Raw genomic sequence first — 25,931 nt, 5'->3', positions numbered from 1 at the left:
AATGAATATTTCAAGTATAGTAGTACAAACTTTACCTAAACACTTAGATAAAGTAATAGAAGATTTAAAAAACTCTGGTGTTTGCGATTATCATCTACACGATGATAAAGGGCGAATTATTATTACTATTGAGGGTGAAAATGTAGAAGAAGAGCTTAAAAAACTAAAAGTTATTGAAGCTATTCCAAATGTTGCAAGTGCAGATATGCAAATGTCTTATAGCGAAGAGGAGTTAAGTCGTCATATGCAAGTTTTAGAAAATGCTGATGCTGTTCCAAAAGTTTTAAATGATAAAGATATAAATGTAGAAGATATTGTTTATAGAGGTGATTTAAAACGAAAAGATTTAATAGGTTTTGCAAAAGATTTCGATAAATTAGGAGAATAATATGGAATTTAATAGTGGTAATTTTTTAATTGAAACAATAGTTCCTAGTGATGAGTTGATTATTTCAAGAACCGATTTAAAAGGGAATATCACTTATGCAAATGATACTTTTGCAGAAATTTCAGGTTATAGTATAGATGAATTAATAGGAAAACCACACAATATTGTAAGACATCCAGATATGCCAAAAGAGATATTTAAAGAGCTTTGGGAAGATTTACAAACAAAAGGGAAATGGAGTGGTATTGTAAAAAATCTTAGAAAAGATAGTGGCTTTTATTGGGTTTATGCAGAAATATCATGTGTTTTAAAGGATAATAAATTAGTAGAGTATAAATCACTTAGAACACCTATATCTTTTGAAGAGAAAAAGAGATATCAACTATATTATGATGAGTTAAAAAGAAAAAATAATGAAAAAATTAGAAAAATCATCTATGAATAAATACCAAAAACTAAGCTTTTAGTGATATAATAAGCGAGTCCTAAAAAATAAAATAAGGAAAGGTATGTCAAATCTTGTAAAATCTGAAAATTTATTAAAGTTAATTACAGAAAACCTTCCTGATTTACTATGGATTAAAGACTTAAATGGAAAATATATTTATGCAAATGAATCAACTTGCAGAATATTTTTAAATACTATGCCAAATGATGCAATAGGAAAAGATGATTTATATTTTTCACAAAAAGAACGAGAGAGATTTCCAAACAGTCCAAATTGGCACACCTTTGGAGAAAACTGCAAAGAATCTGACTTAGAAGTTTTAGAAAAGAAAGAGGCAATTACAGTTAAAGAGTGTGGAACAATTAGAGGTGTTTTACGATACTTTGAGATAAATAAAGCTCCATTTTATAATGAAATAGGAAAATTGGTTGGGATTATTGGAATTGCAAGAGATATAACTTCTCAAGCAATTTTAGAAGAAGAAAACTACAAACTAACATATTATGATTTACTTACAAAACTTCCAAATAGACAAAAAATCCTCTTAGATATTTTAAAAACAAATCCAAAAGCTTGTATGATTTTTAATATAGATGGTTTTAGAGAGGTAAATGACTTTTTTGGAATTTATAATGCTGATAAAATTCTTCAAGAAGTTGCAAATAGATTTTTCTCAAGTGGCTTAAAAGCTTATAGAGTTGGTGGAGACGAATTTGCTATTACTTATTATGGAAATTTATCTTATGATGAACTAAAGCAAAAGGCCTATGCAATTTTAAATATTCTTGAAAATCAAGAGTACTCAATAGAAGATAAAACAATATCTTTAGGTTTTTCAGTAGGAATAGCAAAAGCAAGTAATAGACTTCTTTCAAAAGCTGATATAGCTGTAAATATGGCAAAAAATTCACACGAAACAATATTTATTTATAATGAAGATGAGAAGATTGAAGAGAAATATAAAGATAATATAAATATGGCTTACGAAATAAAAAGAGCCTTAATTGAAGATAGAATTGTCTGTTTTTATCAACCAATTGTAGATGTGAATAATGGAGAAATTTTAGCTTATGAAACTCTTGTAAGATTGAAAGATTCAAATGGAGATATTATTTCACCATTTAAATTCCTTAATTTCTCTAAAAGAATTAAGCTTTATCATAAAATATCTCAAAGAGTTATATTAAATGCTTGTGAAACTTTCAAAAGGAAAAAAGACTTTTTCTCTATAAATTTATCAATAGATGATATAAAAAATAAAGAAACAGTAGATTTTATAATAAAAACTTTAAAAAAAACAAGAACTGCTTCAAGGGCTACTTTTGAGATTTTGGAATCTGAGGGAATTGAAAACTATGATGAAGTTTTAGATTTTATCAATAAAATAAAGCTCCTTGGAGCAAAAATAGCAATTGATGACTTTGGAAGTGGATATTCAAATTTTGAGCATCTTTTAAAATTAAATGTTGATTATATAAAAATTGATGGTTCTTTGATAAAAAATATAACATCAAATGAGAAACAAAAAATTATTGTTGAAACAATTTCAAGTTTTGCAAAAAAGATTGGGATTAAAACAGTAGCTGAATTTGTAGAGACAAAAGAGATTTTGGAAAACTTAAAAGAGTTAGAAATAGATTTTGCTCAAGGTTATTTTATAGGAAAACCTGAAGTATTATGATAAGAATATTACTATTTTTATTGGTTCTTCTCTCCTTTTCATACTCAAATCAAATCAATAAAGCCTTTGCCTTTGCTATTTATGATGAAAATGGACAAAGTGAAAATATTCAAAATATAAATATAACAAAATATGATTACAATGAAATTTGTTATACAAAAATAGCTGTTTTTGGAAAACTAAAACACAATACAAATATAGAAGTAAAAATAGGAAATTCAATAGGAGCTTTTGAAAATAAAATTCCAATAACAAATATTGGAAAAATTGTAATAGGCTATGAATACACTTTCAAGCACTATACAGTAACAACTGGAAGACTAGAAGTAAGAGTTGATAATAAACTTTATGATGCAAGAGTTTTTGTAAAATAATTTTTACTAAATTTATAAATTTTTTTAGAAAAATAGCATTAAAATAGCATTTTTTAAGTTTAGTTCTTGTATTATTTCACCGATTAAGAGATTTTACCTTTACACTTATCTCTCCTTAGTTAAAAAATGTTTCATTTTTTGGGTAAAATCTCTATCAAAAGGTCGTTCTCTCCGATTGAGTTTTGTATTTTATTTTTTTCATATTTTTTTAACAAAACTCAATAAAAAAGGGAAGCTATTTTAGCTTCCCTTTTTTTATACCCAAAATTTAAATCTATCTTAAGTATGGCTTTAAAACTTCTGGAATAGTTATTGAGCCATCTTCATTTTGATAGTTTTCCATAATTGCAACTAGTGTTCTTCCAACAGCCAAAGAAGAACCATTTAAAGTGTGAGCTAAGATATTTTTCTTATCTTCTTTATATCTGATTTTTGCCCGTCTTGCTTGAAAATCTCTAGTGTTTGAAATACTTGAAATCTCTCTAAACTTATTTTGTCCTGGTAACCAAACTTCTAAATCAATAGTAACAGCAGCACTAAATCCTAAATCACCTGTACAAAGTTGTACTTTTTGATGACAAAGTCCCAAAGAGCTTAATAAATCACTAGCTGTTTGAACCATTTTTTGAAAAACCTCATCAGAATCTTCTTGAGCTGTAATAGCTACCATCTCAACTTTGTCAAATTGATGTTGTCTTATAAGTCCTCTTGTATCTCGCCCTGCACTTCCTGCTTCTTTTCTAAAACAAGGTGTGTAAGATGTAAGAAGAAGTGGTAGTTCACTTTTAGATAAAATTTCATCATTGTAAAGATTTGTAAGACTTACTTCTGCTGTTGGGATAAGGTATAAATCTTCTCCTTCAATTTTAAATAAATCTTCTTCAAATTTTGGAAGTTGTCCTGTTCCTTTTAGTGCATTTGAGTTTGCCATAAAAGGCACATACCACTCATTAAAACCTCTTTGTCTATTAAAATCAAGCATATAGTTTATCAAAGCACGTTCTAGTCTTGCTCCATCACTTTTTAAAGCTGTAAATCTTGATTTTGCTAGTTTTACACCTCTTTCAAAATCCAACCAACCACAATCTAAATCCCAATGCTCTTTTGGAGTGAAACTAAACTCTGGTTTTTTTCCAATCACTTCTAAAACCACATTTTCATCTTCATCTTCACCGTAAGGCACACTATCATCTGGCATATTTGGAATAGCAAAAAGTTCTCCATTTAATTTCTCTTCAAGTGCATTTAACTCATCTTCAAGCTCTTGTTTTTTTGCTTTTAATTCATTTATTTCTGATTGTAGTTGTGTTAAATCCAGATTCTCTTTTTTATATCTTGGAAACTCTTTTGATAGAAGATTTTGTTTTGCAGTTACTTCTTCCATCTCTTGTCTTGTGTTTTTTGTTTTTAGTGATAACTCTTTTAAGCTGTTTAAAGATTCGCTTGAAAGACCCTTTCTTACAAGTGCTTTTGCAACACTTTCAAAATCTTTTTGTAGTAATTTTATATCAATCATACCGTCTTCTTTATTTAGTTTTTTGGAATTATATCAAAACTATTCTTGCCATTTTATTGTAATTTGATTTTCTATTTTCTCTTAATTTGCAACTAAGTTGCATTTAACTATTATTTCACTTTGCAACTTAGTTGCATAATTAATCTAAACAAAAGGAAATGTATTGAATTCATACAACAAAAAATTAAACTATAAGAGTATTTGTAAACTATCAGCTCTTTTGATACCCTATTTACTAAATGCCCAAACTTCAATGCTTGAAGAGATAAATATAATAGAGAAAAAAGAGTTAAATACAAACTCCATAGAGATTGATATGGAAAAAATAGAACAAAATCAAGCAAACTCTCTTACAGAGATGTTAAAAAACAACTCTTCAATAGAAATTGGTGGTGGTGCAAAAAATGCACAAAGGATATATTTAAGAGGTATTGAAAGCTCAAACCTAAATATTTCACTCGATGGAGCGAAACAAGGTAAAAATATGTTTCAACATAGAGCCAATGAAATGGGGATAAATCCTGATTTACTAAAAGTTGTAGATGTAAAAACCTCTCCTGATGCTTCAAAAGGTGGAGCATTAGGTGGAAGTATAGAGATGACTACAAAAGATGCTCAAGATTTTGCTAAAAATGGTAAAAACTATGGTACAGTTTTCAAAGCTGGATACAATACAAATGCTGAACAAAAACATGGAACTGCAACAGCATATTCAGTTTTCAATGACTATGTAGGAGCTTATTTAAGTGTAAGTGGAGTAAATAGCGAAGATTATGAAGATGGAGATAAGAATAAGGAGATAGGAAGTAACTATCACGATAGAGATTATCTATTTAAAATCTCTATGTTAAATGCAAAAGATAATGACTTAAGATTAACTATAAATCATAATGAAAATAGTGGAAATACAAGATGGAGAGGTTCAGAATATAGACCACTTCCAAATGAGCTTGAAAAAATTGTATCATCTACAACAAATTACTCTTTAAACCACACTTATAACCCAAATAATTTGTTAAATTTAGAGACAAGCTTAAATCTAACAGATATAACACTTGAAAGAGAAGATGAAAATAGAAAATACGATAATAGAAATATTGGATTAAAAGTACAAAATCATTTTGATTTTGATATTTCTTCAAGTGAAAATAGAGTTTCTATTGGAGCAGAACTTCAAAAAGAGCATGGGAAAGGTAGTTTCTATATAGCAGATTTAAAACCTGCAGATAAAAATATCACAAAATATAGTGATTTAGACTCTCAAAATATAGCACTATTTATCCAAAATAGAACACAAATTGGGGATTTAGGAATTGATTATGGTTTAAGATTTGATGATTATGAGTTTGAAACAGGTTTAGGAAAAGCAGATGATAATACAATTTCTCCAAATATTGGGCTTGATTATAAACTTAGCGAAAACTCTTTAATTTATGCAAACTATGGAAATGCTAGTAGAATGAGTGGAATTATCCCATTTACTTGGGCTTTAAATACAAAAATTGGTGAAACTTATAGCAATGATTTAAAAGCTGAAAAATCAAAAAGATATGAAGCTGGATACAAATATGAGAAAAGAGATACTTTTCTTTCTGATGATTATTTAAGTTTTAATGCAAATATTTTTAAAACAGAGATTAAAGATTTTATAGTATCAAAAGATACAAATTGTGCTACTGGTACTTGTGGAAGTGGAGAAGGTGGATGGACTTTGCAAGATATGTACAATAGAGATGATAAGTTTGAGTCAGAAGGTTTTGAGTTAAAGCTATCTTATGCTTATGATATTTTTTCTACAAGTTTAGGTTATACAAAAATCGATACAAATAATAAAAGTAGCGATGTTGGAAATGTTGTAGGAATAAATGAAGACCAAAATATAAGAAGAGTTGGTGGATATGATAGTGAAAAATTTGTTTGGAATTTAGGATTCGAAGTAACAAAAGATTTAGCTATTAATTATACACTAAATGCAGTTGCAGGAACTGATGTTTTAGATAGTAATAATACTACAATAAGAAGAGCAGGATATACAACTCACGATGTTAGTATGCAGTATAAGATAACTTCTGATTGGACTTTGTTTTTAGCTGTTAATAACTTAACAAATAAACAGTATGCAAAAGCTACAACAATATCTACAAAAAATCAAGCTGATATTTATAGATATGAAATGGGAAGAGATTATAGATTTGCTGTAAAGTATGATTTTTAGGCTTAAATAAATAAGGAAATTTTTCCTTATTTACCACTCAAACTGAAAAGTTGTATGAACTATTTTAAATTTGCTTTTTAGATTATGGTTAATATTTTCTAAAATCTCTTCATAGTTTTCTATATCTTTTTTATCTATTTTTAGATGTGCTGTTAAGAAATACATATCTTGTGTAATTTCCCAGATATGAATATCGTGTAAATCTAGCACTTTTTCATTTTCTTCTATATAGTTTTTTACCTCATTTATATCAAGAGGCGAACTTTCAAGCAAAGTGTTTGTAGAGTTTTTAAGAATATCAATAGCCCATTTTAAAATAACAAATGCAACCAAAACAGCTAAAATAATATCTATAAAATACCAAGAAGTGTAGAAAATTACGATATATCCAATAATTATTGCAACAGAGGATAAAGCATCACTTAACATATGCACAAAAGCTGATTTTAGATTTATATTATTTTTATCGCCTTGCATTAAAATAACACCTGTAATAATATTTACAACAAGCCCAATAATTGCCACTATCATAGCCATTTTTATATCTATTATTTGAGGATTTAAAAATCTCTCAAAGGCTTCATAAACTATCCAAATAATTGATAAAACAATAGTAATTCCATTTATAAAAGCTGCTAATACTTCAACTCTATAGTAACCAAAGGTTTTTGATATTGGTGCTGTTTTACTAGCAATTATTATGGCAACAAGTGAAATAATCAAAGCAAAAGAGTGTGTAAACATATGAATTGCATCTGAAATAAGTGCTAGTGAGTTTGATAAAAAACCATAAAAAAACTCTGCAAACATAGTAATAAGTGTGATAACCAAAGCGATTTTTAATACTTTTTTATCTGTTTTTCTATGATCGTGCGAATGTGCATGTGAATGTGCATCTTCGTGTGCATGAGTGTGATGGTGATTGTGTGAACAAGAGTGAGAATCTTTTATATAAGGTTTATGCAGAGTTAAACCAATATTACAATTTTTCATAAATTATTCCTATAAATTTTTTAAAAGCCAATTATATAGAGTTTTGGTTACAATTACCATTTATTTTATAGTTTTAGGAAAATTTATGTTAGAAATTTTTATTTTGGCTTTAGCTTTATCTATGGATGCATTTGCTGTTTCTATTGGACTTGGGGCTAAAAATAGAGGAAATCTTAGAAAACTAGCACTTAGTGCTGCCTTATATTTTGGTATTTTTCAGGCACTTATGCCATTTATTGGTTTTTTAGGTGGAATTGGATTAAGAGAGTATATTCAAGGATATGACAAAATTGTGGCTTTTATTTTACTTTTTGTAATTGGTGCAAAAATGATTTTTGAAGCTTTCAAAAAAGATGATGAAGAGATTCCACAAATTACAAATAGAATTTTATTTACTCTTGCAATTGCTACAAGTTTAGATGCAATGGCAGCTGGTTATAGCTTACATCTGTTTAATATAAATATATATTTAAGCTTGTTTATTATTGGAATTATTACATTTATTATGAGTTATTTTGGAGTTTTATTTGGACAAAAAGGTGGAGAAAAATATGAGAGTAAGGCTGAAATATTTGGTGGAGTTGTTTTAATACTTATTGGGTTTAAGATTTTGTTTTTTTAATATATTTTATATAATTTTGCAACTAAAATAAAGTTTATCTTATAAAACAGATACAAAATAAATTAAAGGAGATTTTCTAATATGTCAAATACAATTGAATACAATGGCTATATTGGTACAGTTGAATACTCTTCTGAAGATAAATGCTTTTTTGGTAAAATTGATATGATAAATGATTTAGTAACATTTGAAGCACAAAATGCAGTTGATGAATATATTTTGACTTGTAAAGAGTTAAATAGAGAACCACAAAAAGCATTTAAAGGTGTTTTTAATGTAAGAACTGGAAGTGAACTTCATAGACTTGCTGTTTTAAATGCTACAAAAATTGGGGTTTCTTTAAATACTTATATAAAAAATCTTATAGAAAAAGATAGTAAATTTTCTTTGAATTAAATCTACTATCTTTAAAAAGTTTAATAACTCATTGATCCAGCGTTTAAAAGCCCAATAGCAATAGATAAAAATGCCATTAAAATTCCAACAGCTACATCACCTTTTTCTATTTTTTCTGTAAATGAAAATTTTACTCCTGATCTTGTTACTAAAAAAGCAAAAATAAGTTGAACTAAAATAGCAACAACTCCCCAAAAAGCAAAATCCACATACGAAACAGAGTGTTCTAAAGCACTATAAAGTGGTATTGAAACACCAATAATTGCACCTCCAAAACCTAAAGCAGCTGCAACATTATTCTCTTTAAATATAAGATTGTAATCATCATAAGGAGTTACAATTGCATACAAATATAAGAAAGCAACAACCAAAATTGTTGCTGTCAGAAAGAAGCCTAAAAAACTTAAAATAAGTTCAAATTCCATTAAATACCCTTTGTTTTTCTTTTATTTTATCTAAAAAGCTATAAAAACTTGGATAAGCACTTTTAGAGATTTTAACAAGTTTAGATATAATCTTCAAAAATTTTATAAAAGATATTTAAAAGGATTTAGTGTGAGAATTTTATCAGGTATTCAACCCTCTGGAACAATTCATATAGGAAACTATTTTGGAATGGTAAAAAAGATGATTGATTCGCAAAACGATGGCGAATTATTTGCATTTATTGCTTCATATCATGCATTAACAAGTGTTAAAAATAAAGAAGATTTGGAAAGAAACTCTTTTGAAGCAGCTATTAATTTTCTAGCTCTTGGAATGGATGTTGAGAAATCTACTTTTTGGATTCAACACGATGTTAAAGAGGTTTTAGAACTTTACTGGATTTTATCAAACCACACTTCTATGGGGCTTCTTGAAAGAGCTCACTCTTATAAAGATAAAACTTCAAGAGGAATTAGTGCAAATCATGGACTTTTTTCATATCCTGTTTTGATGGCTGCTGATATTTTACTATTTGATTCAAATATAGTTCCAGTTGGAAAAGATCAAATTCAACATGTGGAGATGACAAGAGATATTGCAATATCTTTTAATCACTCATATAAAAAAGAGATTTTTACTCTTCCTCTTGCAAAAGTAGATGAAGAAGTTGCAACAGTTCCTGGAACTGATGGGGCTAAAATGAGTAAATCATATAACAATACAATAGATATGTTTACAAGTTCAAAAACTAGAAAAAAACAAGTTATGGGAATAGTTACAGATTCAAAAGAGTTAAATGAAGCTAAAGAGTGGGAAAATTGCAATATTTATGCTATTTCAAAACTATTTATGAATGATGATGAGTTAAAAGATTTACAAAAAAGATATGAAACACCAGGTGAGGGTTATGGACATTTTAAACAAACTTTACTAGCAAAAATAGAGAATTATTTTGCACCTTATGAAGAAAAAAGAGAGTATTTCTCGCAAAGACCAAAAGAAGTAAGAGATATTTTGGAGTTTGGAGCAGCAAAGGCTAGAAAAATTGCAGCTTCTAAAATGGAGCAAATAAGAGATGTAGTAGGATTAATTTAATCCTTCATCTTTTTTATACTTAAAAATATATTTGGCTCACTAACTATATAAAAATTTCCATCGCTGTCTTTTGTAAAACCCTCAGCAGCTTTTAATTTAGATGATAAGTCATCTTCTTGTAAATCTAAATATTTACTAAATTTTTCATTATTATCTACTCTAGCCAAAAGAGCTGATTCATCACTTAAAATATATATATTTTTACTTTTATCATCAAAATGTATAGCTGAAAAATCACCTAAATATAGGTTATTATCTTTGAGTTCATCTTTATAATTAACCTCCATATCTATATCTTCCATAAAACCTTTTACTGTTATTATTTTTTTAGGACCTCTTTCATTTACTAGATAAAATTTGTCTTCAATTTTATCATAGCTTATACCTTCTAGTCCAAAGTTCTTAAAGTTTCTAACATCAATATTAAACTCTTTAATGCTATCTTTTTTAGAAATTATTTCTGTATCTTCATCTATTTTTACAACAAAAAAACTACTTAATTTTTCATCCAGAATAGCAAACATATCATCTTTTATATAGGTTAAATCTTCAGTATCTTTAAAACCTTTTAAATCTATTTTTCTTAAGATTGAGCCATTTTTATCAAGTTCGTAAATATCTCTTGGAGAGTTTGTAATTACAAATAGAGTATCACTTTTTTCATTATAAGTAATTCCAGATAAATTCTTCTTAATATATTTTATATATTTTAATTCATAATGATGATTTTCTTCAGATACTAAATAATTATTTTTAGAAGAGAAAACTTTATAAAGTAACTTATCATCTAAGTCAATGTAGTGTATGAAAACAAAAATTGTTGTTAGAATTACTAAAAAGCTAACTTTTTTCAAAACTAGCTTTTTTACAAATAAATATAATTTTATCTGCTTCTTCATCTGTATATAAAAAAAGCTCTTTTTTCTCAAAAATAGAAAAACCACACTCTTTTAATAATTTTCCTAAATAACTATTTTTATAATACTCTTGAACTATTTGTCCGCTATTTTTTATATATTTATCATCTTTTTCTTTTTCAAATAAAAAGAAATTTGTAATAAGTCTTGAGTTCTCAAAATCTGAGTTTACAGCAATAAATCCATCTTCTAAATCAATATTTATACTTCCTTGTGCAATATTTTCAAAAGCATAAAGAGTATTTACATCAAAAATAAAATATCCATTTGGATTTAAAACATTTTTAATATCACTGAAAAACTCTTTTAACTCATCTTTGTTTACAAAATTTACAACATCAAAAATAGCAACTGCACAATCAAACTTCTCTTTTATATCTTTTAGTTCAATATTTTTGGCATTTAAACCTTTCTCTTTGCAAACATCAATTTGAATTTTACTTTGGTCAATTCCTAAATAGTTAAGCCCATTTATTCGTAAATTCTCTAAAAAATAGCCTCTTCCACAACCAATATCCAAAATATTTTCCAAAGAGTTTTCCATTACTATTTTCATAAACTCTTTGTGCAGAGTGTAAGTTGCTTCCTCTAAATCTAAATAAGGCTCTATTTTTGCATATAAATCTAAGTTTGTCATTATAAATATTTTTCTATTCTATCTTTTAAATTGAAAATAAGCTCTTTTTTTGCATAAAAAGAGTTTTTATTTGCTATTAAATGAGCTGTTGTCTCCATAATAGTAGGCCCTACTTCAAGTCCGTTTTGCTTCATAGTTTCGCCCGTTTCAACAATATCAACAATACAATCACAAAGCCCAACAAGAGGAGCTAATTCAATAGAACCATAAAGCTTGATGATTTCCACCGCCATAGCTTTTTCTTCAAAATATTTCTTTGCTATTTTTTCATGTTTTGTTGCAATTGTGATTTTGCTTTTATCAAAGTTTAGTTTTTCACCAGCTCTTAAACCAAAAGCAACTCTGCAACGACCTAGTTTTAAATCAAGTAGTTTGATTAAGTCGTACTCTTTTTCTTCCAAAACATCAAGTCCAACAACTCCCAAATCAGCAGCTCCGTGCATAACATAAGTTGGAACATCTTGGTTTCTTACATTTAAAAATTTAAATCCACTTTTCTCTAAAATTAACTTTCTATCTTCAAAAATAAACTTTTCTCCAAAAGCTTTTTCAAATCTATCAAGAGTTTCATCTGCAATTCTACCCTTTGGCAATGCAATTGTTAGCATCTATTATCCTTTTCATATTCTCAAATATTAAATCTTTTTTATATGTGCAATTTTCAAAAAATTGGCTTAAAAATTCTCCATCTCCACCTGTAATTATTATATTTTTATTTAAACTTACTTCTTTGATAGGTAAAATGATAGATTTCATTAAAGCATACAAAATAGCATCTTTTGTTTGAAGCGGTATTTTATCTAAATTAATATTTTTTTCAAAATCAACCTTTAATTTTTCTGATATTTGCTCATAAGATTTTAAAAAATTGTGTATTCCTACAAGAATAAAACCACCTTTGTGAGTGGAATTTTCTATAATATCGACTGTTATTGCACTTCCTGCATCAACTATTATCTTATTTTCTTGAAATAAACAAGCTACAACTCTATCAATTCCCATTCCTTTATAAGGTGTTTTAAAATCAATTAAAGAGCTTAAATCTTTTGCTTTATTGTTTTGTTTGAGTAGCTTTTTTGTACCTTTTTCGTTTACAGAGATAAAAAATACCTCATCATTAAATTTTGGTATTTCCTCATCTAAAAAATATTTTTTATGCTCTTTATTTATCAAAAAATGAAAAGTTGTATTTCCAATATCACATAAAATCACTTTTATTTTCCTTTACACCCCAAAAATTATCTTTCAGATAAGCTTTTGCTTTGCTACACATATCTCCACTAAAAAACAGCTCTTTTACTTTGAAATTATGCCCCATAAAACTAGCTAGTTGTTCACAAAGTTCCATTAGCTCATTTGCATTTTTTCTTAAAAATCTACTTTTTTGTTCAAGCACAAAAATAGCATAAAACTTCATATCAACTCCAGTTGCTACATAAATTTTTATATTTTTTCTACTATTTATCTCTTTTGGTAAAACTTCTTTAAACTCTTTGAAAATTATGTTTTTTTTAGCAAAAACTTGCGTAATTTCTCTCATTTATATCCTTAAAACCTTTATTATAACAAAATTTGTATAATTTCATAAATTTTAAAATAAAAGAAAAAAATGAAAAAACTATCTTATGAAGAACAATCTACAATCACAAGAGGAATAATAAAAGCAGCTGTTTTAATGAGTGAATATGGAGCGGAGAGTATTTTAATTGAACAAACAGCACAAAGATTAGGAAAAGTTCTTGGTGCTTCAAGTGTTGAGTTATCTTTAATTCCATCTGCAATAGTTCTTACAACCCTATATCACGGGCAAAGTGTTACAACAACAAGAAGAGTTCATCATAAACCAATAAATATGAGTATAGTTTGCGAAATTCAAAATATTGTTTTAAAAATGGAAAAAAAAGAGAACGAAGTAAACTACGACATCACATATTTATACACAATTTTAAAGAAAATTGAACCAAATTATTATAATCGTTGGTTGGTTGTATTTATGGTTGGAATTGCTTGTGGAAGTTTTGCATATTTGCAAGGTGGCGATTTTATGGCGATTGCAATTACATTTGTGGCTTCAACTCTAGCTATGATAACAAGGCAAGAACTATCAAAAAGAAGATTTGTAATGATTATAGTTTTTGGAATAACCGCCTTTGTTGCGACACTAATTGCAGGTTTATCAAAAATCTACGGTTTTAGTGCAACTCCAAATATTGCTATGGCTGCAAGTGTTTTACTTCTTGCTCCTGGATTTGCTTTTGTTAACTCATTTTTAGACTCATTCAAAGGCTATATGATGATGGGATGGGGACGATTTATGGATGGTATGATTTTAACTCTAGCAACAAGTGTTGGAATTATTTTAGCAATTGCGATTTTAGGATTTAAGGCATAATATGGAATTTTTATTAAAACTTTTTATTGAAGGTACTTTTGCTGCTTTTGCATCTTTGGGATTTGCTATGGTTTTTAATGTTCCAAAACAGACTTTAAAATATTGTGCTTTGGGTGGATTTTTGGTTTATGATTTAAGAACAATATTTTTAAGTTTGAATTTTGGAATAGAGATTTCTACTTTTATTGCATCTGCAATTATAGGACTTATTGCACTTTTTTGGTCAAGAAAATATAAAATTCCAAGACCCGTTTATACAGTTGCTTCAATAATTCCTATTTTACCTGGAACTTATGCTTTTAGTGCAATGATAGCTTTAATTGATATAAACAGATATGGTGCAAATGCCCAATTAATAGAGATTTTTATTCATAATGGCTTAAAATCTGTAGCAGTTTTATTTGCTATTACTTTTGGTTTGGTTTTACCATCTTTATATTTTTTAAGATTAAATAGACCAGTTATTTAATATAACTGGTACTTTTTGATTAATTCATCATCAATATCTATTAATTTTCTTTCTCTTAAACTATCAATTACACTTTTTGTACAATCAACATCATCAGGCCATCTTCTTGTAAATCCGTCTAATGAGTTTTTATTTGTTCCATCTAAGCATAAAGTGTTCTTTTTAATATATAAATCTCTATTTGAATCTATATTATTTGTAACTCTCCAAATAAGCATATATGGATTTTCCAAATCATTTGCTTTTTCATCCACAATTATCAATATTTTTATATTTTTATATAGTGGTTTTAACTCTTTAAATAGCTCTTTTTGGCTTCTTGTTTTTTCAACACTAATTACACAAATTGGATTTTTTGTATCAGTGTAATACTGCTTTATTCCCTTTATTTCATTAGTAATATTTTGCATTTGTTCTAATAATTCAGCATCACTTAAAAGCGTAATTCCAAGCTCTTCTATCTCTTCACCTGTACAATCAAGTCCTAGTTTCCCACCAATAGCAAATTTTGGTGCAGTGTGATCAAGATGATCAACAACTCCCTTTGAAACTAAAATATCATCAATATTTAATCTATTTAAAATATATTTTGTAATCTCATCATGAGAAGTTAATTTTGGAGCATCTTTGTTTACAAAAATAGCATGTTTAACAAAACTCATCTGCCCTACTCCCCAAAATGCATGCATCATTTGAGAGGCATGTCCAGGATAAAATGCATCTATTTTTGCCAAAATAAGGTTGTGATAAACACCATTTTCAGGCATATAATAATCTACTAAATCAGGTGCTGTTGTTTTAAGAAGTGGCAAGAAAATTCTCTCCGTTGCATACCCCATATATTTATCTTCTAAAGGTGGTTTTCCTACAACTGTTGCTAAAAATACTGGATCTTTTTTACTTGTAATTGCAGAAATTTGCATAAAAGGAAACTCTTCATCAAGTGTATAATATCCAGTGTGATCACCAAAAGGACCTTCTATTTTTAGTTTTTCGGGATCTACAAAACCTTCAATTACAAAATCATTATCTTCAGGTATCCAAATATCATTTGTAATAGATTTTACAAGCCTTGCTGGAGTATTTTTTACAAATCCATATAGCATAAGCTCAAAAACTCCAATAGGAAGTGGTGCTTGTCCACACCATATATACATAGGATCACCACCAATTCCTATGCTTACTGGCATTTTTTTACCAGCTTTTTTGTATTCGTGGAAGAAGTGGTTACTATCTTTATGTATTTGCCAATGCATTCCTAAAGTATTATCAGGATAAACTTGAAGTCTATACATTCCAAGATTTTTTAACTCTCCATTTAAACTTTGAGTATAAACTTGTCCCATAGTAATAAATGGACCACCATCTTGCTCCCAAGTTGTAACCACTGGTAACTCATCAAGTTTTGCATCATTTCCTAGTTTTATAACTTCTTGACAAGCACCTTTTGTCTTTAATTTTTTAGGAATTGTATTTTTAAGTGAAAAAAGTTTGCCTAAAGTTGAAAGTTTTTCACTAAATGTAACAGGTGGTTTTAGTTTTAAAAGCCCCTCTATTTCACTTGCAATTTTATCTCCATCACCTATAAAAAGTTTTACAGCTTCTTCATTACAAAAAACATTCATTAAAACAGGAGTTTCAAATTTTTTTCCAGTTTTTTTATCTATTGGTTTTGTAAATAAAATTGCCTTTGAATCTGTTTTTTTTACCTCAACATAAGCAAGATGTGGAATTTCTAAATTTATATCAAGTTCTTCATCAACTATTTTTAAAAGGTTATTTTTTTTTAAAAGTTCTATCGCTCTTCTCATATTTTTCCTAATTTTTTTAAATTATCTCAATTTTATATCATTTTATGCTTTAAGATAAACTAAGTAAAAAAATAAAATAATTTTTTTAGCATTCACTTTTGATTATAAAAAAAATACAAATCTATTTGAAATAAGTATTACTTTTTTTCTCATTATATTTCACAAATACCATATTATTGACCTATACACTTTGCTTAAAATTTAAATTAAGATACAATCAACATTAGTTTAAAATTCACTCATTAGGAAAAAAGATGTCATTTGAGTTAATCCTAGCTTCTACTATTTTCATCGCCATTGGTGTAGTTTTATCTCTGTTCTTTGTTTCAACAAAATATATTGGACCAAATAACAAAGACTCTATAATTAAAAATTCTGTTTACGAAAGTGGTGTTACAAACCCTATTGGAACTACAAAAATAAGATTTTCTATTAAATTTTATTTAGTTGCAATATCATTTTTACTATTTGATGTTGAGCTAGTTTATATGTTTCCTTGGGCTATAAATGTAGCAGAACTAGGATATGCTGGGCTAGTTAAAATGTTTATCTTTATGGGATTACTTTTTGCTGGATTAATCTATATCTATAAGAAAAAGGCTTTATTATGGGATTAGGAATTGAATCAAGTTTAGGAGATAGCATCCTAACTACAAAATTAGATGCTGCTGTTAATTGGGGAAGATCATACTCACTTTGGCCAATGGCTTTTGGAACAGCCTGTTGTGGGATAGAGTTTATGGCAGTTGCAGCTTCAAGATACGATGTATCAAGATTTGGAGCTGAAGTTGTAAGATTTTCTCCAAGACAAGCTGATTTACTAATAGTTGCTGGAACTATTTCATATAAACAAGCACCTATTTTAAAGAAAATCTATGAACAAATGTGTGAACCAAAATGGGTTATTTCTATGGGTGCATGTGCTTGTAGTGGTGGATTTTATGATAATTATGCAACAGTTCAAGGAATAGATCAAATTATCCCTGTAGATGAGTATGTTGCTGGTTGTCCTCCAAGACCTGAAGCCGTTCTTGATGCAATTATGAGAATTCAAGAGAAAGCAAAAAATGAATCAATCATTAAAGATAGAGTAAAAGAGTATAAAGGATTTTTAGATGCTTAAATGTGATTTATTAGTTGATTCAAAAGATTTAAGAGCTACTCTTATTAGATTAAAAAATGATGAAGATTTTACAATTCTTTTAGACCTTACTGCAGTTGATTATCTAAAATTTCCTGATACTACACCTTCAAGATTTGCTATTGTTTATGTATTAAGAAGCAGTGATTTCAAAAAACAGACTACAGTAAAAGCCTTTGTAAGTGATGAAACTTTAGAAGTTGATTCGCTTTATGACATTTTCTCTTCTGCAAATTGGGCTGAAAGAGAAGCTTATGATCAATATGGAATTAAATTTGCAAACCATCCAAATTTAAAAAGAGTTTTAAATCATAAACAGTTTATTGGTCACCCTTTAAGAAAAGATTACAATATCACAAAAGGTCAAATTTGTACTGAAACTGAAGATTTAATGGATGAAATGACTCCATTATTAAAATCAAAAGGTTACAACGAAGAAGAGATAAATGATTTAATGCTTTTAAATATTGGTCCTTCTCACCCTGCATCTCATGGAACTATTAGAAACTTTTTAGCAATGGAAGGTGAGACAATCACAGCTTGTGTAACAGAAATTGGATATTTACATAGAGGTTTTGAAAAAGCCTGTGAACACCATACATATTCACAAGTTATTCCATATACAGATAGATTAAACTATTGTAGTGCTATTTTAAATAATATTGGTTGGTCAAAAGCTATTGAAGAGATGTTAAATATTGAAATTACTCCAAGAGCTGCCATGATAAGAGTTGTTATTGGAGAGTTAAGTCGTATTATTGACCACTTTGTTTGTAATGCTGCAAATATGGTTGATTTAGGTGGACTTACTAGCTTATGGTATCTGTTTGGAGCAAGAGATCAAGCTTATGATTTACTATCAAAACTAACAGGTGCTAGACTTACAAATACATATACAAGAATTGGTGGTTTAGAGTTTGATTTATATGATGGTTTTGAACAAGATTTGGAAGAGGTTTTAAAAACATCAGAAAAAGCAATTGATGATGTACTATCTTTAATTGCTCATAATAGAATTTATCAAGACAGAACACAAGATATTGGAGTTATAAAAGCTGATTTTGCTTTAGCAAATGGAATATCTGGTCCAAACTTAAGAGCAGCTGGAGTTGCTCATGATTTAAGAAAAGATAAGCCATATTATGGATATGAAAACTTTGATTTTGATATTGTTATTGGAAGCCATGGAGATGTGTATGATAGAATGATGTGTAGATTTGAAGAGTCTATTCAATCTATAAAAATCATAAGACAAGCTATGAAAAACATGCCCGATGGTAATATAAATGTATATGCACCAAATACTATTTTACCGCTTAAAAAAGATGTTTATGGAAATATTGAAGGTTTAATGAACCAATTTAAACTAACATTTGAAGGAATTTTAGTTCCAAAAGGTGAATATTATAGCTCAAGCGAAGCAGCAAATGGTGAGTTAGGATTTTTTATTGTAAGTGATGGAAGCGGAAGACCCTATAAAGTAAAATGCCGACCACCATGCTTTTACTCACTTGCTGCTTACTCAAAAATAGTTGAAGGAACAATGCTTGCAGATGCCGTTGTTACAATGGCTAGTTTGAATTTTATTGCTGGGGAGTTTGATAGATAATGAGTAGTTTTAAATATACACCACAAAATGAAGCAAAATTCCAAGAGTATGCTTCAAGATACCCAAAAATTGACTCTTGTATGTTACCAGCACTTTGGCTAGTGCAAGAGCAAGAAGGTTGGGTAAGTCCTGAAGCCATGGTTTATGTAGCACAAAAAGTAGAAAAAAGTCCTATGCAAGTATATGAAGTAGCAACTTTTTATACAATGTTTAACTTAAAACCAAAAGGAAAGTACCATATAGAGCTTTGCAAAACAGTATCTTGTATGCTTATGGGTGCAAGGGAATTAAAAGCTTACATAAAAGATACTTTAGGATTAGAACCTGGGCAAACAAGTGCTGATGGGATGTTTACTTTTAGCGAAGTTGAGTGCCAAGGTGCTTGTGGTGATGCACCAATGATAGCTTTAAACAATGTTTATCATGGAAAACTAACAAAAGAGAAATTAGAAAAAATAATTTGGGAGTGTAAAAATGATAACTAGAATAGTAAGTAAAAATTTTGATATTCCAAATTCACACAAACTTGAAGTTGCTTTAGCAAATGGTAGATACTCTTCAATAGATAAACTTTTTACGATGACTCCAGATGAAGTAACTGCTGAAGTTACTGCATCAGGGCTTAGAGGAAAAGGTGGAGGTGGAGCTGCCTGTGGTCCAAAATGGGAGCTTATGCCACCAGTTGATGAAAGACCACGATATTTAATAGTAAATGGGGATGAGAGTGAACCAGGTACTTTTAAAGATAGACAAATTTTTCAATATGACCCACACCTTTTAATAGAAGGAATCATCTGTTCTTGTTGGGCAATTCAAGCAAATCATGCTTACATTTATATAAGAGGTGAGTATAAATTCTTTATTGATAGATTAAATGAAGCTATAAAAGAAGCTTATGATGCAAAAATTATTGGCAATAAAATTATGGATAAATATGATTTTAGAGTTGATATTACAGTTCATAGAGGTGGGGGAGCTTATATTTGTGGAGAAAAATCTGCACTTATTGAATCACTTGAAGGAAAAAGAGGACACCCAAGGTTAAAACCTCATGGAAAAGAGTGTGAGTGGTTTTATGATGATCCAGCAACTGTAAATAATGTTGAAACTATTTCTTCTGTTCCAAATATTGTAGAAAATGGAGCTGAGGGTTATACAAAATATGGAACAGAGAAGTCACCTGGAACTATGCTTTTTGCAATTTCAGGACCTGTTAAAAATCCAGGTGTTTATGAGATGCAGTATGGAAACAAAATGATTGACTTCCTAAATGTTTTAGGTGGTGGAATGATTGAGGGTAAAAAATTAAAAGCAATAATCCCAGGTGGAACATCATGTCCAATTTTAACAGCTTCTGAAGTGCAAAAAGCTGTATTGGATTATGAGTCTATGTGGGATATTGGCTCGACTTTAGGTACAGGAGGGATGATTGTAATTGATGAAGATACATCAATGGTTGATGTTGCAAAAAACATTATAGAGTTTTATCACCACGAGTCATGTGGTCAATGTACACCTTGTAGAGAGGGGTGTGGTTGGATTGATAAGATTTTAGAAAAGGTTTTAAAAAAAGAGGCACAGAAAAGAGATTTACAAACAATTCTTGATGTGTGTGATACTATGAATGGAAAAACTGTATGTGTGTTTGCACCTGCAGTTAAAGATATTATTGCAAGTATTGTGCAAAAGTTTCCCGAAGAGTTCGAAACATATTTACAAAAATAAATTTTAATAAAAAAAGGATATAAAATGGCAAAAAATACAATGACTTTTACAGACAATAGAAATGGTAATGTTTATGAATACAACATCGTTGATGGTACAAGAGGACCTAGTGTTGTAGATATTTCAACTTTTTACAAAGATTCAGGAATGTTTACTTTTGACCCAGGTTATACTTCAACTGCAGCTTGTGAATCAAAAATCACATTTATTGACGGAGAGAATTCAGAGTTAAGATATAGAGGTTATGATATTGCTGAATTAGCTGGTAAACACTCATTTTTAGATGTTTCATACCTACTTATGAATGGAGAGCTGCCTAATGCTGAAACTTCAAAAAATTTAGATTTAGAGATTAGACATAGATCATTTGTTGATGAAGGAATTATTAGACTTTTTGATGCCCTTCCAGATAGAGCTCACCCAATGGCAACTATGGGAGCTGCAACTATGGCACTTTCAGCATACTATAAAGACCATTTACATTTAGAAGATGAAGAAGAGTTTAAAACTATGCAAAATAGAATTATGGCAAAAATGCCTACAATTGCAGCTATGGCATATAGAAATTCTATTGGAACACCTCTAATTTATCCAGATGTAGATAGATATTTCACTGAAAACTTCTTATATATGTTAAGAGCATATCCAGGTGGAAAAATGAAACATTTAGCTGATGGTTCTAACCAAGAGATTACTCAAATTGAAGTTGATGCACTTGATGCTATTTTAACTCTACATGCAGACCACGAGCAAAATGCTTCTACAACAACTGTAAGAAATGTTGGTTCAACAGAAGCTCACCCTTATGTTGCTATTGCATCTGGAATTTCAGCACTTTGGGGATCAGCTCACGGTGGAGCAAATGAAAAAGTTATGGATCAATTAAGAATGATAGGAGATGTTAAAAATGTTCCTTCATTTATTGCAAAAGCAAAAGATAAAAATGATCCATTTAGATTAATGGGATTCGGACACAGAGTTTATAAAAATAGAGATCCAAGAGCTGAAACTTTAAAAGGTTTACAAGACCAATTAAGAGAAAAACTAAATCTTGATTCTAAACTTTTAGATATAGCTAAAGCTGTTGAAGAAGCTGCATTAAATGATAACTACTTTAAAGATAGAGGGCTATATCCAAATATTGACTTCTATTCAGGAGTAATTTTAACAGCACTTAAAATTCCAGTTGAGATGTTTACACCAATCTTTGTTATTGGAAGAACTCCAGGATGGATTGCACAATGGGCTGAATTAAAAAGAGATCCAAAACATAAAATTGCAAGACCTAGACAATTATATACAGGTAAATAATAGATTAAATATTCAAAAGGGGATATGCTTATGAGCCAAACAGTTAGTATTACAATTAATGGTATCCAATTTCAAGCTGCAAAAGGCAGCTTGTTAATTGATAAATTAATCGATGAAAATATTCATATTCCCCACTTTTGCTATCATCAAGCGTTGGGAAAAGATGGAAATTGTAGAATGTGCATGGTTGAGATTGAAGGTCAAAAAAGACCACAAATTGCCTGTGATACACCTATAAAAGATGGGATGATTGTACGAACAAAAGGTGAGAAAATAGAAAAAGTTAGACGAGACATTCTTGAACTTGAACTAATAAATCACCCAATAGATTGTCCAACTTGTGACCAAGCTGGTGAGTGTAAACTTCAAGATTACTATATGGAATCTGGTTTTTATACTTCAAGAGTAAATGTAGATGATAAAAATGAGGCAAGAAAAAGAGTTGATTTAGGTTCAAATGTAATGCTAGATCAAGAAAGATGTGTTCTTTGTCTTAGATGTGTGAGATTCTGTAAAGATATTACAAAAACTGGTGAATTAGGAGTTATTGATAGAACTGATCACTCTGTTATTGGAACTTTCCCTGGACGACCTTTAAGCAACCCTTATGCTATGAATGTTGTCGATTTATGCCCTGTTGGAGCATTAACAAGTAAAGATTTCAGATTTAAACAAAGAGTTTGGTTCTTACAAAGTTTTGAAGCTATTTGCAATGGCTGTTCAAAAGGGTGTAATATAAATGTAGATCATAGAAAAGAGAAATATAAAGATGATATGATTTACAGATTTAGACCAAGAACAAATAAAACGGTAAATGGTTGGTTTATGTGTGATGAAGGAAGATTATCATATAAAAATGAGTCAGAAAATAGATTTGAAACTGCTTTATTAGAAAAAAATGAAACAACAATTTCTAATGCAACAATTAATATTTTTAAAGAGTTATCATCTTCACAAAATATTTTAATGCTTTTAAGCCCAAATTTATCATACGAAGAGATGATAAATATAAAAGTATTAGCAGGTAAATTAAATATAAAATTAAGTGGATATTCTCCAAATACTTATGATGAGAATTTTGCTGATGATTGGTTAAAAAAAGCAGATAAAACTGCAAATAGAGCTTCTTTTAAAGAGCTAGGAATTGATGAATCAAAAGAGTTTTTTGAAAATGCTTTAAATGAAGCAAAAACTATTTTTATATTAGAAAATAGTTATTTTGAAGAGAATTTAAAACTTCTTGAAAACAAAAAGGTTATCTCTTTATTTTCTCACCACTGTTTAACAATAGGAAACTCAAATATAGCTATTCCTGTTGCCTCTTTTTATGAAAAAAGTGGTTCATATATAAACTGTGATGGAGTTAGACAAAAAGTAGTTTCTAAAATGGAAAGAGACAATCCAATGCCTACAATTACATCTTTGCTAGAAGATATTAAATCTATGATAGAAAAAGGAACTATATGAGTAATATCGTTATAATCATTGTAAATATACTTTTATCTGTAGTTCTTGCAGTTGGACTTACACCACTTTGGGTTTGGTGGGAGAGAAGAATTGCTGGATTTATACAAGATAGAAGTGGTCCAAATAGATGTAGTATAGGAGTTTTCAGACTTGGTGGATTAATCCAAAGTCTTGCTGATATGTTAAAACTTATCTTTAAAGAAGATTTTGTTCCTTCTCATATTAAAAATAAATTCTTTTTTACAATAGCTCCTGTTATTGTATTTTTCTGTTCTTTCTTAACTTTTGCAGTTATTCCTTATGCTGATGTTTTAGTTTATGACGGAACTTCTCATACAATGCAAGCTGTTCCTAATCACTTAGGAATTATGTGGTTTGTTGCATTTGCAGGTCTTAGTGTTTATGGAATTATTCTTGGAGGATATTCATCTGGGAATAAATATGGACTTTTAGGTTCTATTAGAGCATCAGCTCAAGTAATCTCTTATGAAGTTTCTATGGGATTAGCAATTATCTCTATGATTATCTCTTATGGTTCAATTCACTTAACAGATATGGTAAATGCACAAGCTGGAACTTATCTTGGAATTATTCCAATGTGGGGAGTATTTATTCAACCTCTTGCAGCCATTATATTTATAGTTTGTGCATTTGCAGAGACAAATAGAGCACCTTTTGACCTAGCAGAAGGGGAAAGTGAGATAGTTGCAGGGTATCATACAGAGTATAGTGCTATGAAATTTGGACTTTTCCAAGTTGGTGAATATGCAGCTATGAGTGCTTCAAGTGCAATTATTGTAACACTATTTTTTGGTGGTTATCAAATTCCATTTATGGATACAGCAACTATAAAATCAAATATCAACTATGTTATTTTAGCAATTTTAATAACTCTTCCTTTAGTAATATATATTTTTACAAGCTGGATAAAAAAGAATAATAAAGCCGTTGGAGAAGATAGAAGTAGAGAAAAAGAGACAAAAATTTTAGTTACTATTTTTTGGTCATTAGGAGTTATAGTTTCAGCTTTATTAATCCTATTTTTAGTAACTGGTTTAGGAGAAAATGGAGTTAATATAATTACAACTGTTCTACAAATAGGAACTTTTTTAATCAAGTTCTTTATGATGGCGTTTGTATTTATGTGGGTTAGATGGACTGTTTTAAGATTTAGATATGACCAACTTCAAATGTTAGGGTGGAAAGTTTTAATTCCACTAGCATTACTAAATATTGTTGTAACTGCAATATTTATTGTTGTAAAAGGGAGTTAAAATGGCAATAAAAGTAGTACCAAGATATGGAAAATCATTTAAAGATAAATTATATCTTCCTGCAATTGCAGGTGGAATGAAGACAACTTTTAAGCACTTTTTCAAAAATTTAAAAGATGTTGAAAATATAGGAACTTTACAATATCCAGAGGTTCAACCAACAGATATAACAGAAAGATATAGAGGAGTTCATAGACTTACAAAACATGAAGATGGAACTGAAAAATGTGTTGCTTGTTTTATGTGTGCAACTGCTTGTCCTGCTGAGTGTATCTTTATTGAAGCTGAAGAGAGATTTGATGGTGTTGATGAAAAAAGACCAAAAGAGTTTAAAATAGATCTTCTTGAGTGTGTATTTTGTGGATATTGTGTTGAAGCCTGTCCTTGTGATGCAATACGAATGGATACTGGAATTTTCTCATTTACAGCTCCTAAAAGAGAGGATTTTGTATTAGATAAAAAAGCTCTTATGAAAAATGAGAGATCAAAGGATTTTGAATGATAGCAAATATTATTTTTCTAGCTCTTGCATTTTTTGCAATATCTGGTGCGATTGCCATGATTGTTTATAAAAATCCTATGTTTAGTGCTTTGGGTGTTTTAATCTCTATGCTAAGTGTTGCTGGAATGTTTGCACTTTTAAATGCAACTTTCCTATTTTTAATTCAAATAATAGTTTATGCTGGAGCTATTATGACTCTTATTTTATTTATTTTAATGTTCTTAAATATAAATGAAGAAGATCTTCCAAATGAACCAAACAAATATAGATTAATAGTTATTGGAGCAATTATAATGCTTCCTTTAAATATCCTAGTTTTAAAAGCAGTTTCAATGCTTCCAGAAAAAGATTTATCAACACTTGAAACAAATTTTGGAGATTTAAAAGAGTTAGGTTTTCCTTTATATAATGAATGGATAGTTCCTGTTGAGTTAATATCTATTCTTCTTTTAATAGCACTAATTGGTTCAGTTGTTCTTGCTAAAAAAAGAAAAACTAAAATTATAGATAAGGAGGATTAAT

At 29.1% G+C, this 25,931-nt stretch carries 29 protein-coding genes; 20 read left to right on the top strand and 9 right to left on the bottom strand.

Annotated elements, in window-relative coordinates:
- Window position 1 precedes the first annotated feature (1 nt).
- The 4 genes from IQC44_RS02865 to IQC44_RS02850 all read left to right on the top strand — a co-directional run bounded on the left by IQC44_RS02865 (window position 2) and on the right by IQC44_RS02850 (window position 2,891).
- Window positions 2–388 (top strand): chaperone NapD, encoded by a 387-nt coding sequence (locus IQC44_RS02865; RefSeq protein WP_198304699.1) that lies wholly within the window; start codon window positions 2–4, stop codon window positions 386–388.
- Window position 389: 1 nt separating this feature from the next.
- Window positions 390–833 carry a PAS domain-containing protein gene (locus IQC44_RS02860; protein WP_198304698.1) on the top strand — a complete coding sequence of 148 codons (444 nt, stop codon included), beginning with the start codon at window positions 390–392 and terminating at the stop codon, window positions 831–833.
- A 64-nt stretch (window positions 834–897) separates the two neighbouring features.
- Complete coding sequence (locus tag IQC44_RS02855) at window positions 898–2,517, top strand: EAL domain-containing protein (RefSeq protein WP_198304697.1); 1,620 nt, start codon at window positions 898–900, stop codon at window positions 2,515–2,517.
- Window positions 2,514–2,891 (top strand): hypothetical protein, encoded by a 378-nt coding sequence (locus tag IQC44_RS02850; RefSeq protein ID WP_198304696.1) that lies wholly within the window; start codon window positions 2,514–2,516, stop codon window positions 2,889–2,891. Before IQC44_RS02855 ends, IQC44_RS02850 begins: the two co-directional genes overlap by 4 nt.
- 274 nt (window positions 2,892–3,165) lie before the next feature.
- On the opposite strand, the gene serS is transcribed toward IQC44_RS02850, so the two are convergent.
- Window positions 3,166–4,407 (bottom strand): serine--tRNA ligase, encoded by a 1,242-nt coding sequence (gene serS, locus IQC44_RS02845; protein WP_198304695.1) that lies wholly within the window; start codon window positions 4,405–4,407, stop codon window positions 3,166–3,168.
- Between the two features lie 163 nt (window positions 4,408–4,570).
- Here serS and IQC44_RS02840 point away from each other — a divergent pair, with 163 nt between their 5' ends.
- A complete protein-coding gene (locus IQC44_RS02840; protein WP_198304694.1) occupies window positions 4,571–6,622 on the top strand; it encodes a TonB-dependent receptor domain-containing protein in 2,052 nt (683 codons plus the stop codon).
- A gap of 30 nt (window positions 6,623–6,652) precedes the next feature.
- Here the strand turns inward: IQC44_RS02840 and IQC44_RS02835 are convergent, their stop codons facing one another.
- Complete coding sequence (locus IQC44_RS02835) at window positions 6,653–7,615, bottom strand: cation diffusion facilitator family transporter (RefSeq protein WP_198304693.1); 963 nt, start codon at window positions 7,613–7,615, stop codon at window positions 6,653–6,655.
- A gap of 85 nt (window positions 7,616–7,700) precedes the next feature.
- On the opposite strand from IQC44_RS02835, the gene IQC44_RS02830 reads away from it, so the two are divergent.
- A complete protein-coding gene (locus tag IQC44_RS02830; RefSeq protein WP_198304692.1) occupies window positions 7,701–8,237 on the top strand; it encodes a manganese efflux pump MntP in 537 nt (178 codons plus the stop codon).
- Between the two features lie 81 nt (window positions 8,238–8,318).
- Window positions 8,319–8,633 carry a type II toxin-antitoxin system HicB family antitoxin gene (locus IQC44_RS02825; protein WP_198304691.1) on the top strand — a complete coding sequence of 105 codons (315 nt, stop codon included), beginning with the start codon at window positions 8,319–8,321 and terminating at the stop codon, window positions 8,631–8,633.
- A 20-nt stretch (window positions 8,634–8,653) separates the two neighbouring features.
- Here the strand turns inward: IQC44_RS02825 and IQC44_RS02820 are convergent, their stop codons facing one another.
- Window positions 8,654–9,058 (bottom strand): DUF350 domain-containing protein, encoded by a 405-nt coding sequence (locus IQC44_RS02820; protein WP_198304690.1) that lies wholly within the window; start codon window positions 9,056–9,058, stop codon window positions 8,654–8,656.
- 130 nt (window positions 9,059–9,188) lie between these two features.
- Here IQC44_RS02820 and trpS point away from each other — a divergent pair, with 130 nt between their 5' ends.
- Window positions 9,189–10,154 (top strand): tryptophan--tRNA ligase, encoded by a 966-nt coding sequence (gene trpS, locus IQC44_RS02815; RefSeq protein ID WP_198304689.1) that lies wholly within the window; start codon window positions 9,189–9,191, stop codon window positions 10,152–10,154.
- Here the strand turns inward: trpS and IQC44_RS02810 are convergent.
- From IQC44_RS02810 to IQC44_RS02790, 5 genes are read right to left on the bottom strand one after another with little or no spacing between them, the layout of a single operon-like run.
- Window positions 10,151–11,008 (bottom strand): SdiA-regulated domain-containing protein, encoded by an 858-nt coding sequence (locus tag IQC44_RS02810; protein WP_228286234.1) that lies wholly within the window; start codon window positions 11,006–11,008, stop codon window positions 10,151–10,153. The genes trpS and IQC44_RS02810 overlap by 4 nt on opposite strands.
- Entirely contained in the window at window positions 10,995–11,708 is a 714-nt protein-coding gene (locus tag IQC44_RS02805; RefSeq protein WP_198304688.1) for a class I SAM-dependent DNA methyltransferase, read from the bottom strand. The genes IQC44_RS02810 and IQC44_RS02805 overlap by 14 nt, the downstream gene beginning before the upstream one ends.
- Window positions 11,708–12,316, bottom strand: a complete 609-nt coding sequence (gene hisG / locus IQC44_RS02800; protein ID WP_198304687.1) for an ATP phosphoribosyltransferase — start codon at window positions 12,314–12,316, stop codon at window positions 11,708–11,710. Before hisG ends, IQC44_RS02805 begins: the two co-directional genes overlap by 1 nt.
- Window positions 12,288–12,920, bottom strand: a complete 633-nt coding sequence (locus tag IQC44_RS02795; RefSeq protein WP_198304686.1) for a type III pantothenate kinase — start codon at window positions 12,918–12,920, stop codon at window positions 12,288–12,290. Before IQC44_RS02795 ends, hisG begins: the two co-directional genes overlap by 29 nt.
- Window positions 12,907–13,248, bottom strand: a complete 342-nt coding sequence (locus IQC44_RS02790) for a hypothetical protein (RefSeq protein ID WP_198304685.1) — start codon at window positions 13,246–13,248, stop codon at window positions 12,907–12,909. Before IQC44_RS02790 ends, IQC44_RS02795 begins: the two co-directional genes overlap by 14 nt.
- Before the next feature lie 69 nt (window positions 13,249–13,317).
- Between IQC44_RS02790 and IQC44_RS02785 the strand changes: the two genes are divergently transcribed.
- Both IQC44_RS02785 and IQC44_RS02780 read left to right on the top strand, forming a co-directional pair.
- On the top strand, window positions 13,318–14,100 hold the full coding sequence (locus IQC44_RS02785) for a threonine/serine exporter family protein (protein ID WP_198304684.1): 783 nt from the start codon (window positions 13,318–13,320) through the stop codon (window positions 14,098–14,100).
- Between the two features lies 1 nt (window position 14,101).
- Window positions 14,102–14,569, top strand: coding sequence for a threonine/serine exporter family protein (locus IQC44_RS02780; protein ID WP_198304683.1), 468 nt, complete (start codon window positions 14,102–14,104; stop codon window positions 14,567–14,569).
- Here IQC44_RS02780 and IQC44_RS02775 read toward each other — a convergent pair.
- Window positions 14,566–16,380: a menaquinone biosynthesis decarboxylase gene (locus tag IQC44_RS02775; protein WP_198304682.1), complete on the bottom strand. Its 1,815-nt coding sequence runs from the start codon at window positions 16,378–16,380 to the stop codon at window positions 14,566–14,568. The two genes, IQC44_RS02780 and IQC44_RS02775, sit on opposite strands and share 4 nt — an antisense overlap.
- A gap of 254 nt (window positions 16,381–16,634) precedes the next feature.
- Here IQC44_RS02775 and IQC44_RS02770 point away from each other — a divergent pair, with 254 nt between their 5' ends.
- From IQC44_RS02770 to IQC44_RS02725, 10 genes are read left to right on the top strand one after another with little or no spacing between them, the layout of a single operon-like run.
- Complete coding sequence (locus IQC44_RS02770; RefSeq protein ID WP_198304681.1) at window positions 16,635–16,997, top strand: NADH-quinone oxidoreductase subunit A; 363 nt, start codon at window positions 16,635–16,637, stop codon at window positions 16,995–16,997.
- The gene (locus IQC44_RS02765; protein ID WP_198304680.1) at window positions 16,988–17,503 is read left to right on the top strand and encodes an NADH-quinone oxidoreductase subunit B; all 516 of its coding nucleotides are present in this window, start codon (window positions 16,988–16,990) and stop codon (window positions 17,501–17,503) included. Before IQC44_RS02770 ends, IQC44_RS02765 begins: the two co-directional genes overlap by 10 nt.
- Window positions 17,496–19,130, top strand: a complete 1,635-nt coding sequence (locus IQC44_RS02760; protein ID WP_198304679.1) for an NADH-quinone oxidoreductase subunit D — start codon at window positions 17,496–17,498, stop codon at window positions 19,128–19,130. The genes IQC44_RS02765 and IQC44_RS02760 overlap by 8 nt, the downstream gene beginning before the upstream one ends.
- Complete coding sequence (locus IQC44_RS02755) at window positions 19,130–19,615, top strand: NADH-quinone oxidoreductase subunit NuoE family protein (protein WP_198304678.1); 486 nt, start codon at window positions 19,130–19,132, stop codon at window positions 19,613–19,615. The genes IQC44_RS02760 and IQC44_RS02755 overlap by 1 nt, the downstream gene beginning before the upstream one ends.
- Window positions 19,605–20,855, top strand: coding sequence for an NADH-quinone oxidoreductase subunit NuoF (gene nuoF, locus IQC44_RS02750; RefSeq protein WP_198304677.1), 1,251 nt, complete (start codon window positions 19,605–19,607; stop codon window positions 20,853–20,855). Before IQC44_RS02755 ends, nuoF begins: the two co-directional genes overlap by 11 nt.
- A gap of 24 nt (window positions 20,856–20,879) precedes the next feature.
- Window positions 20,880–22,166: a citrate synthase gene (locus IQC44_RS02745; RefSeq protein WP_198304676.1), complete on the top strand. Its 1,287-nt coding sequence runs from the start codon at window positions 20,880–20,882 to the stop codon at window positions 22,164–22,166.
- A 30-nt stretch (window positions 22,167–22,196) separates the two neighbouring features.
- Entirely contained in the window at window positions 22,197–23,633 is a 1,437-nt protein-coding gene (locus IQC44_RS02740) for an NADH-quinone oxidoreductase subunit G (protein ID WP_198304675.1), read from the top strand.
- Window positions 23,630–24,907 (top strand): complex I subunit 1/NuoH family protein, encoded by a 1,278-nt coding sequence (locus tag IQC44_RS02735; RefSeq protein ID WP_198304674.1) that lies wholly within the window; start codon window positions 23,630–23,632, stop codon window positions 24,905–24,907. Before IQC44_RS02740 ends, IQC44_RS02735 begins: the two co-directional genes overlap by 4 nt.
- 1 nt (window position 24,908) lies before the next feature.
- Window positions 24,909–25,409, top strand: a complete 501-nt coding sequence (locus IQC44_RS02730) for a NuoI/complex I 23 kDa subunit family protein (RefSeq protein WP_198304673.1) — start codon at window positions 24,909–24,911, stop codon at window positions 25,407–25,409.
- Window positions 25,406–25,930 (top strand): NADH-quinone oxidoreductase subunit J family protein, encoded by a 525-nt coding sequence (locus IQC44_RS02725; RefSeq protein ID WP_228286233.1) that lies wholly within the window; start codon window positions 25,406–25,408, stop codon window positions 25,928–25,930. The genes IQC44_RS02730 and IQC44_RS02725 overlap by 4 nt, the downstream gene beginning before the upstream one ends.
- Window position 25,931 lies beyond the last annotated feature (1 nt).

Origin of the sequence: Arcobacter vandammei (assembly GCF_016106035.1) — a bacterium.
GTDB lineage: Bacteria > Campylobacterota > Campylobacteria > Campylobacterales > Arcobacteraceae > Aliarcobacter > Aliarcobacter vandammei.
Note: the sequence above shows the minus strand (reverse complement) of the source record. Positions and strands in the feature narration are given on the sequence as shown.

Excerpts from the sequence above, each read along its gene's own strand:
- IQC44_RS02760 (WP_198304679.1), top strand. The coding sequence starts at position 17,496 with ATGCTTAAATGTGATTTATTAGTTGATTCAAAAGATTTAAGAGCTACT.
- IQC44_RS02785 (WP_198304684.1), top strand. The coding sequence starts at position 13,318 with ATGAAAAAACTATCTTATGAAGAACAATCTACAATCACAAGAGGAATA.
- IQC44_RS02850 (WP_198304696.1), top strand. The coding sequence starts at position 2,514 with ATGATAAGAATATTACTATTTTTATTGGTTCTTCTCTCCTTTTCATAC.
- IQC44_RS02735 (WP_198304674.1), top strand. The coding sequence starts at position 23,630 with ATGAGTAATATCGTTATAATCATTGTAAATATACTTTTATCTGTAGTT.
- nuoF (WP_198304677.1), top strand. The coding sequence starts at position 19,605 with ATGATAACTAGAATAGTAAGTAAAAATTTTGATATTCCAAATTCACAC.
- IQC44_RS02855 (WP_198304697.1), top strand. The coding sequence starts at position 898 with ATGTCAAATCTTGTAAAATCTGAAAATTTATTAAAGTTAATTACAGAA.
- hisG (WP_198304687.1), bottom strand. The coding sequence starts at position 12,316 with ATGCTAACAATTGCATTGCCAAAGGGTAGAATTGCAGATGAAACTCTT.
- IQC44_RS02825 (WP_198304691.1), top strand. The coding sequence starts at position 8,319 with ATGTCAAATACAATTGAATACAATGGCTATATTGGTACAGTTGAATAC.
- IQC44_RS02755 (WP_198304678.1), top strand. The coding sequence starts at position 19,130 with ATGAGTAGTTTTAAATATACACCACAAAATGAAGCAAAATTCCAAGAG.
- IQC44_RS02725 (WP_228286233.1), top strand. The coding sequence starts at position 25,406 with ATGATAGCAAATATTATTTTTCTAGCTCTTGCATTTTTTGCAATATCT.
- IQC44_RS02820 (WP_198304690.1), bottom strand. The coding sequence starts at position 9,058 with ATGGAATTTGAACTTATTTTAAGTTTTTTAGGCTTCTTTCTGACAGCA.
- IQC44_RS02860 (WP_198304698.1), top strand. The coding sequence starts at position 390 with ATGGAATTTAATAGTGGTAATTTTTTAATTGAAACAATAGTTCCTAGT.
- IQC44_RS02765 (WP_198304680.1), top strand. The coding sequence starts at position 16,988 with ATGGGATTAGGAATTGAATCAAGTTTAGGAGATAGCATCCTAACTACA.
- IQC44_RS02865 (WP_198304699.1), top strand. The coding sequence starts at position 2 with ATGAATATTTCAAGTATAGTAGTACAAACTTTACCTAAACACTTAGAT.
- IQC44_RS02775 (WP_198304682.1), bottom strand. The coding sequence starts at position 16,380 with ATGAGAAGAGCGATAGAACTTTTAAAAAAAAATAACCTTTTAAAAATA.
- IQC44_RS02805 (WP_198304688.1), bottom strand. The coding sequence starts at position 11,708 with ATGACAAACTTAGATTTATATGCAAAAATAGAGCCTTATTTAGATTTA.
- IQC44_RS02730 (WP_198304673.1), top strand. The coding sequence starts at position 24,909 with ATGGCAATAAAAGTAGTACCAAGATATGGAAAATCATTTAAAGATAAA.
- IQC44_RS02770 (WP_198304681.1), top strand. The coding sequence starts at position 16,635 with ATGTCATTTGAGTTAATCCTAGCTTCTACTATTTTCATCGCCATTGGT.
- IQC44_RS02780 (WP_198304683.1), top strand. The coding sequence starts at position 14,102 with ATGGAATTTTTATTAAAACTTTTTATTGAAGGTACTTTTGCTGCTTTT.
- IQC44_RS02835 (WP_198304693.1), bottom strand. The coding sequence starts at position 7,615 with ATGAAAAATTGTAATATTGGTTTAACTCTGCATAAACCTTATATAAAA.
- IQC44_RS02830 (WP_198304692.1), top strand. The coding sequence starts at position 7,701 with ATGTTAGAAATTTTTATTTTGGCTTTAGCTTTATCTATGGATGCATTT.
- IQC44_RS02740 (WP_198304675.1), top strand. The coding sequence starts at position 22,197 with ATGAGCCAAACAGTTAGTATTACAATTAATGGTATCCAATTTCAAGCT.
- serS (WP_198304695.1), bottom strand. The coding sequence starts at position 4,407 with ATGATTGATATAAAATTACTACAAAAAGATTTTGAAAGTGTTGCAAAA.
- IQC44_RS02745 (WP_198304676.1), top strand. The coding sequence starts at position 20,880 with ATGGCAAAAAATACAATGACTTTTACAGACAATAGAAATGGTAATGTT.
- IQC44_RS02790 (WP_198304685.1), bottom strand. The coding sequence starts at position 13,248 with ATGAGAGAAATTACGCAAGTTTTTGCTAAAAAAAACATAATTTTCAAA.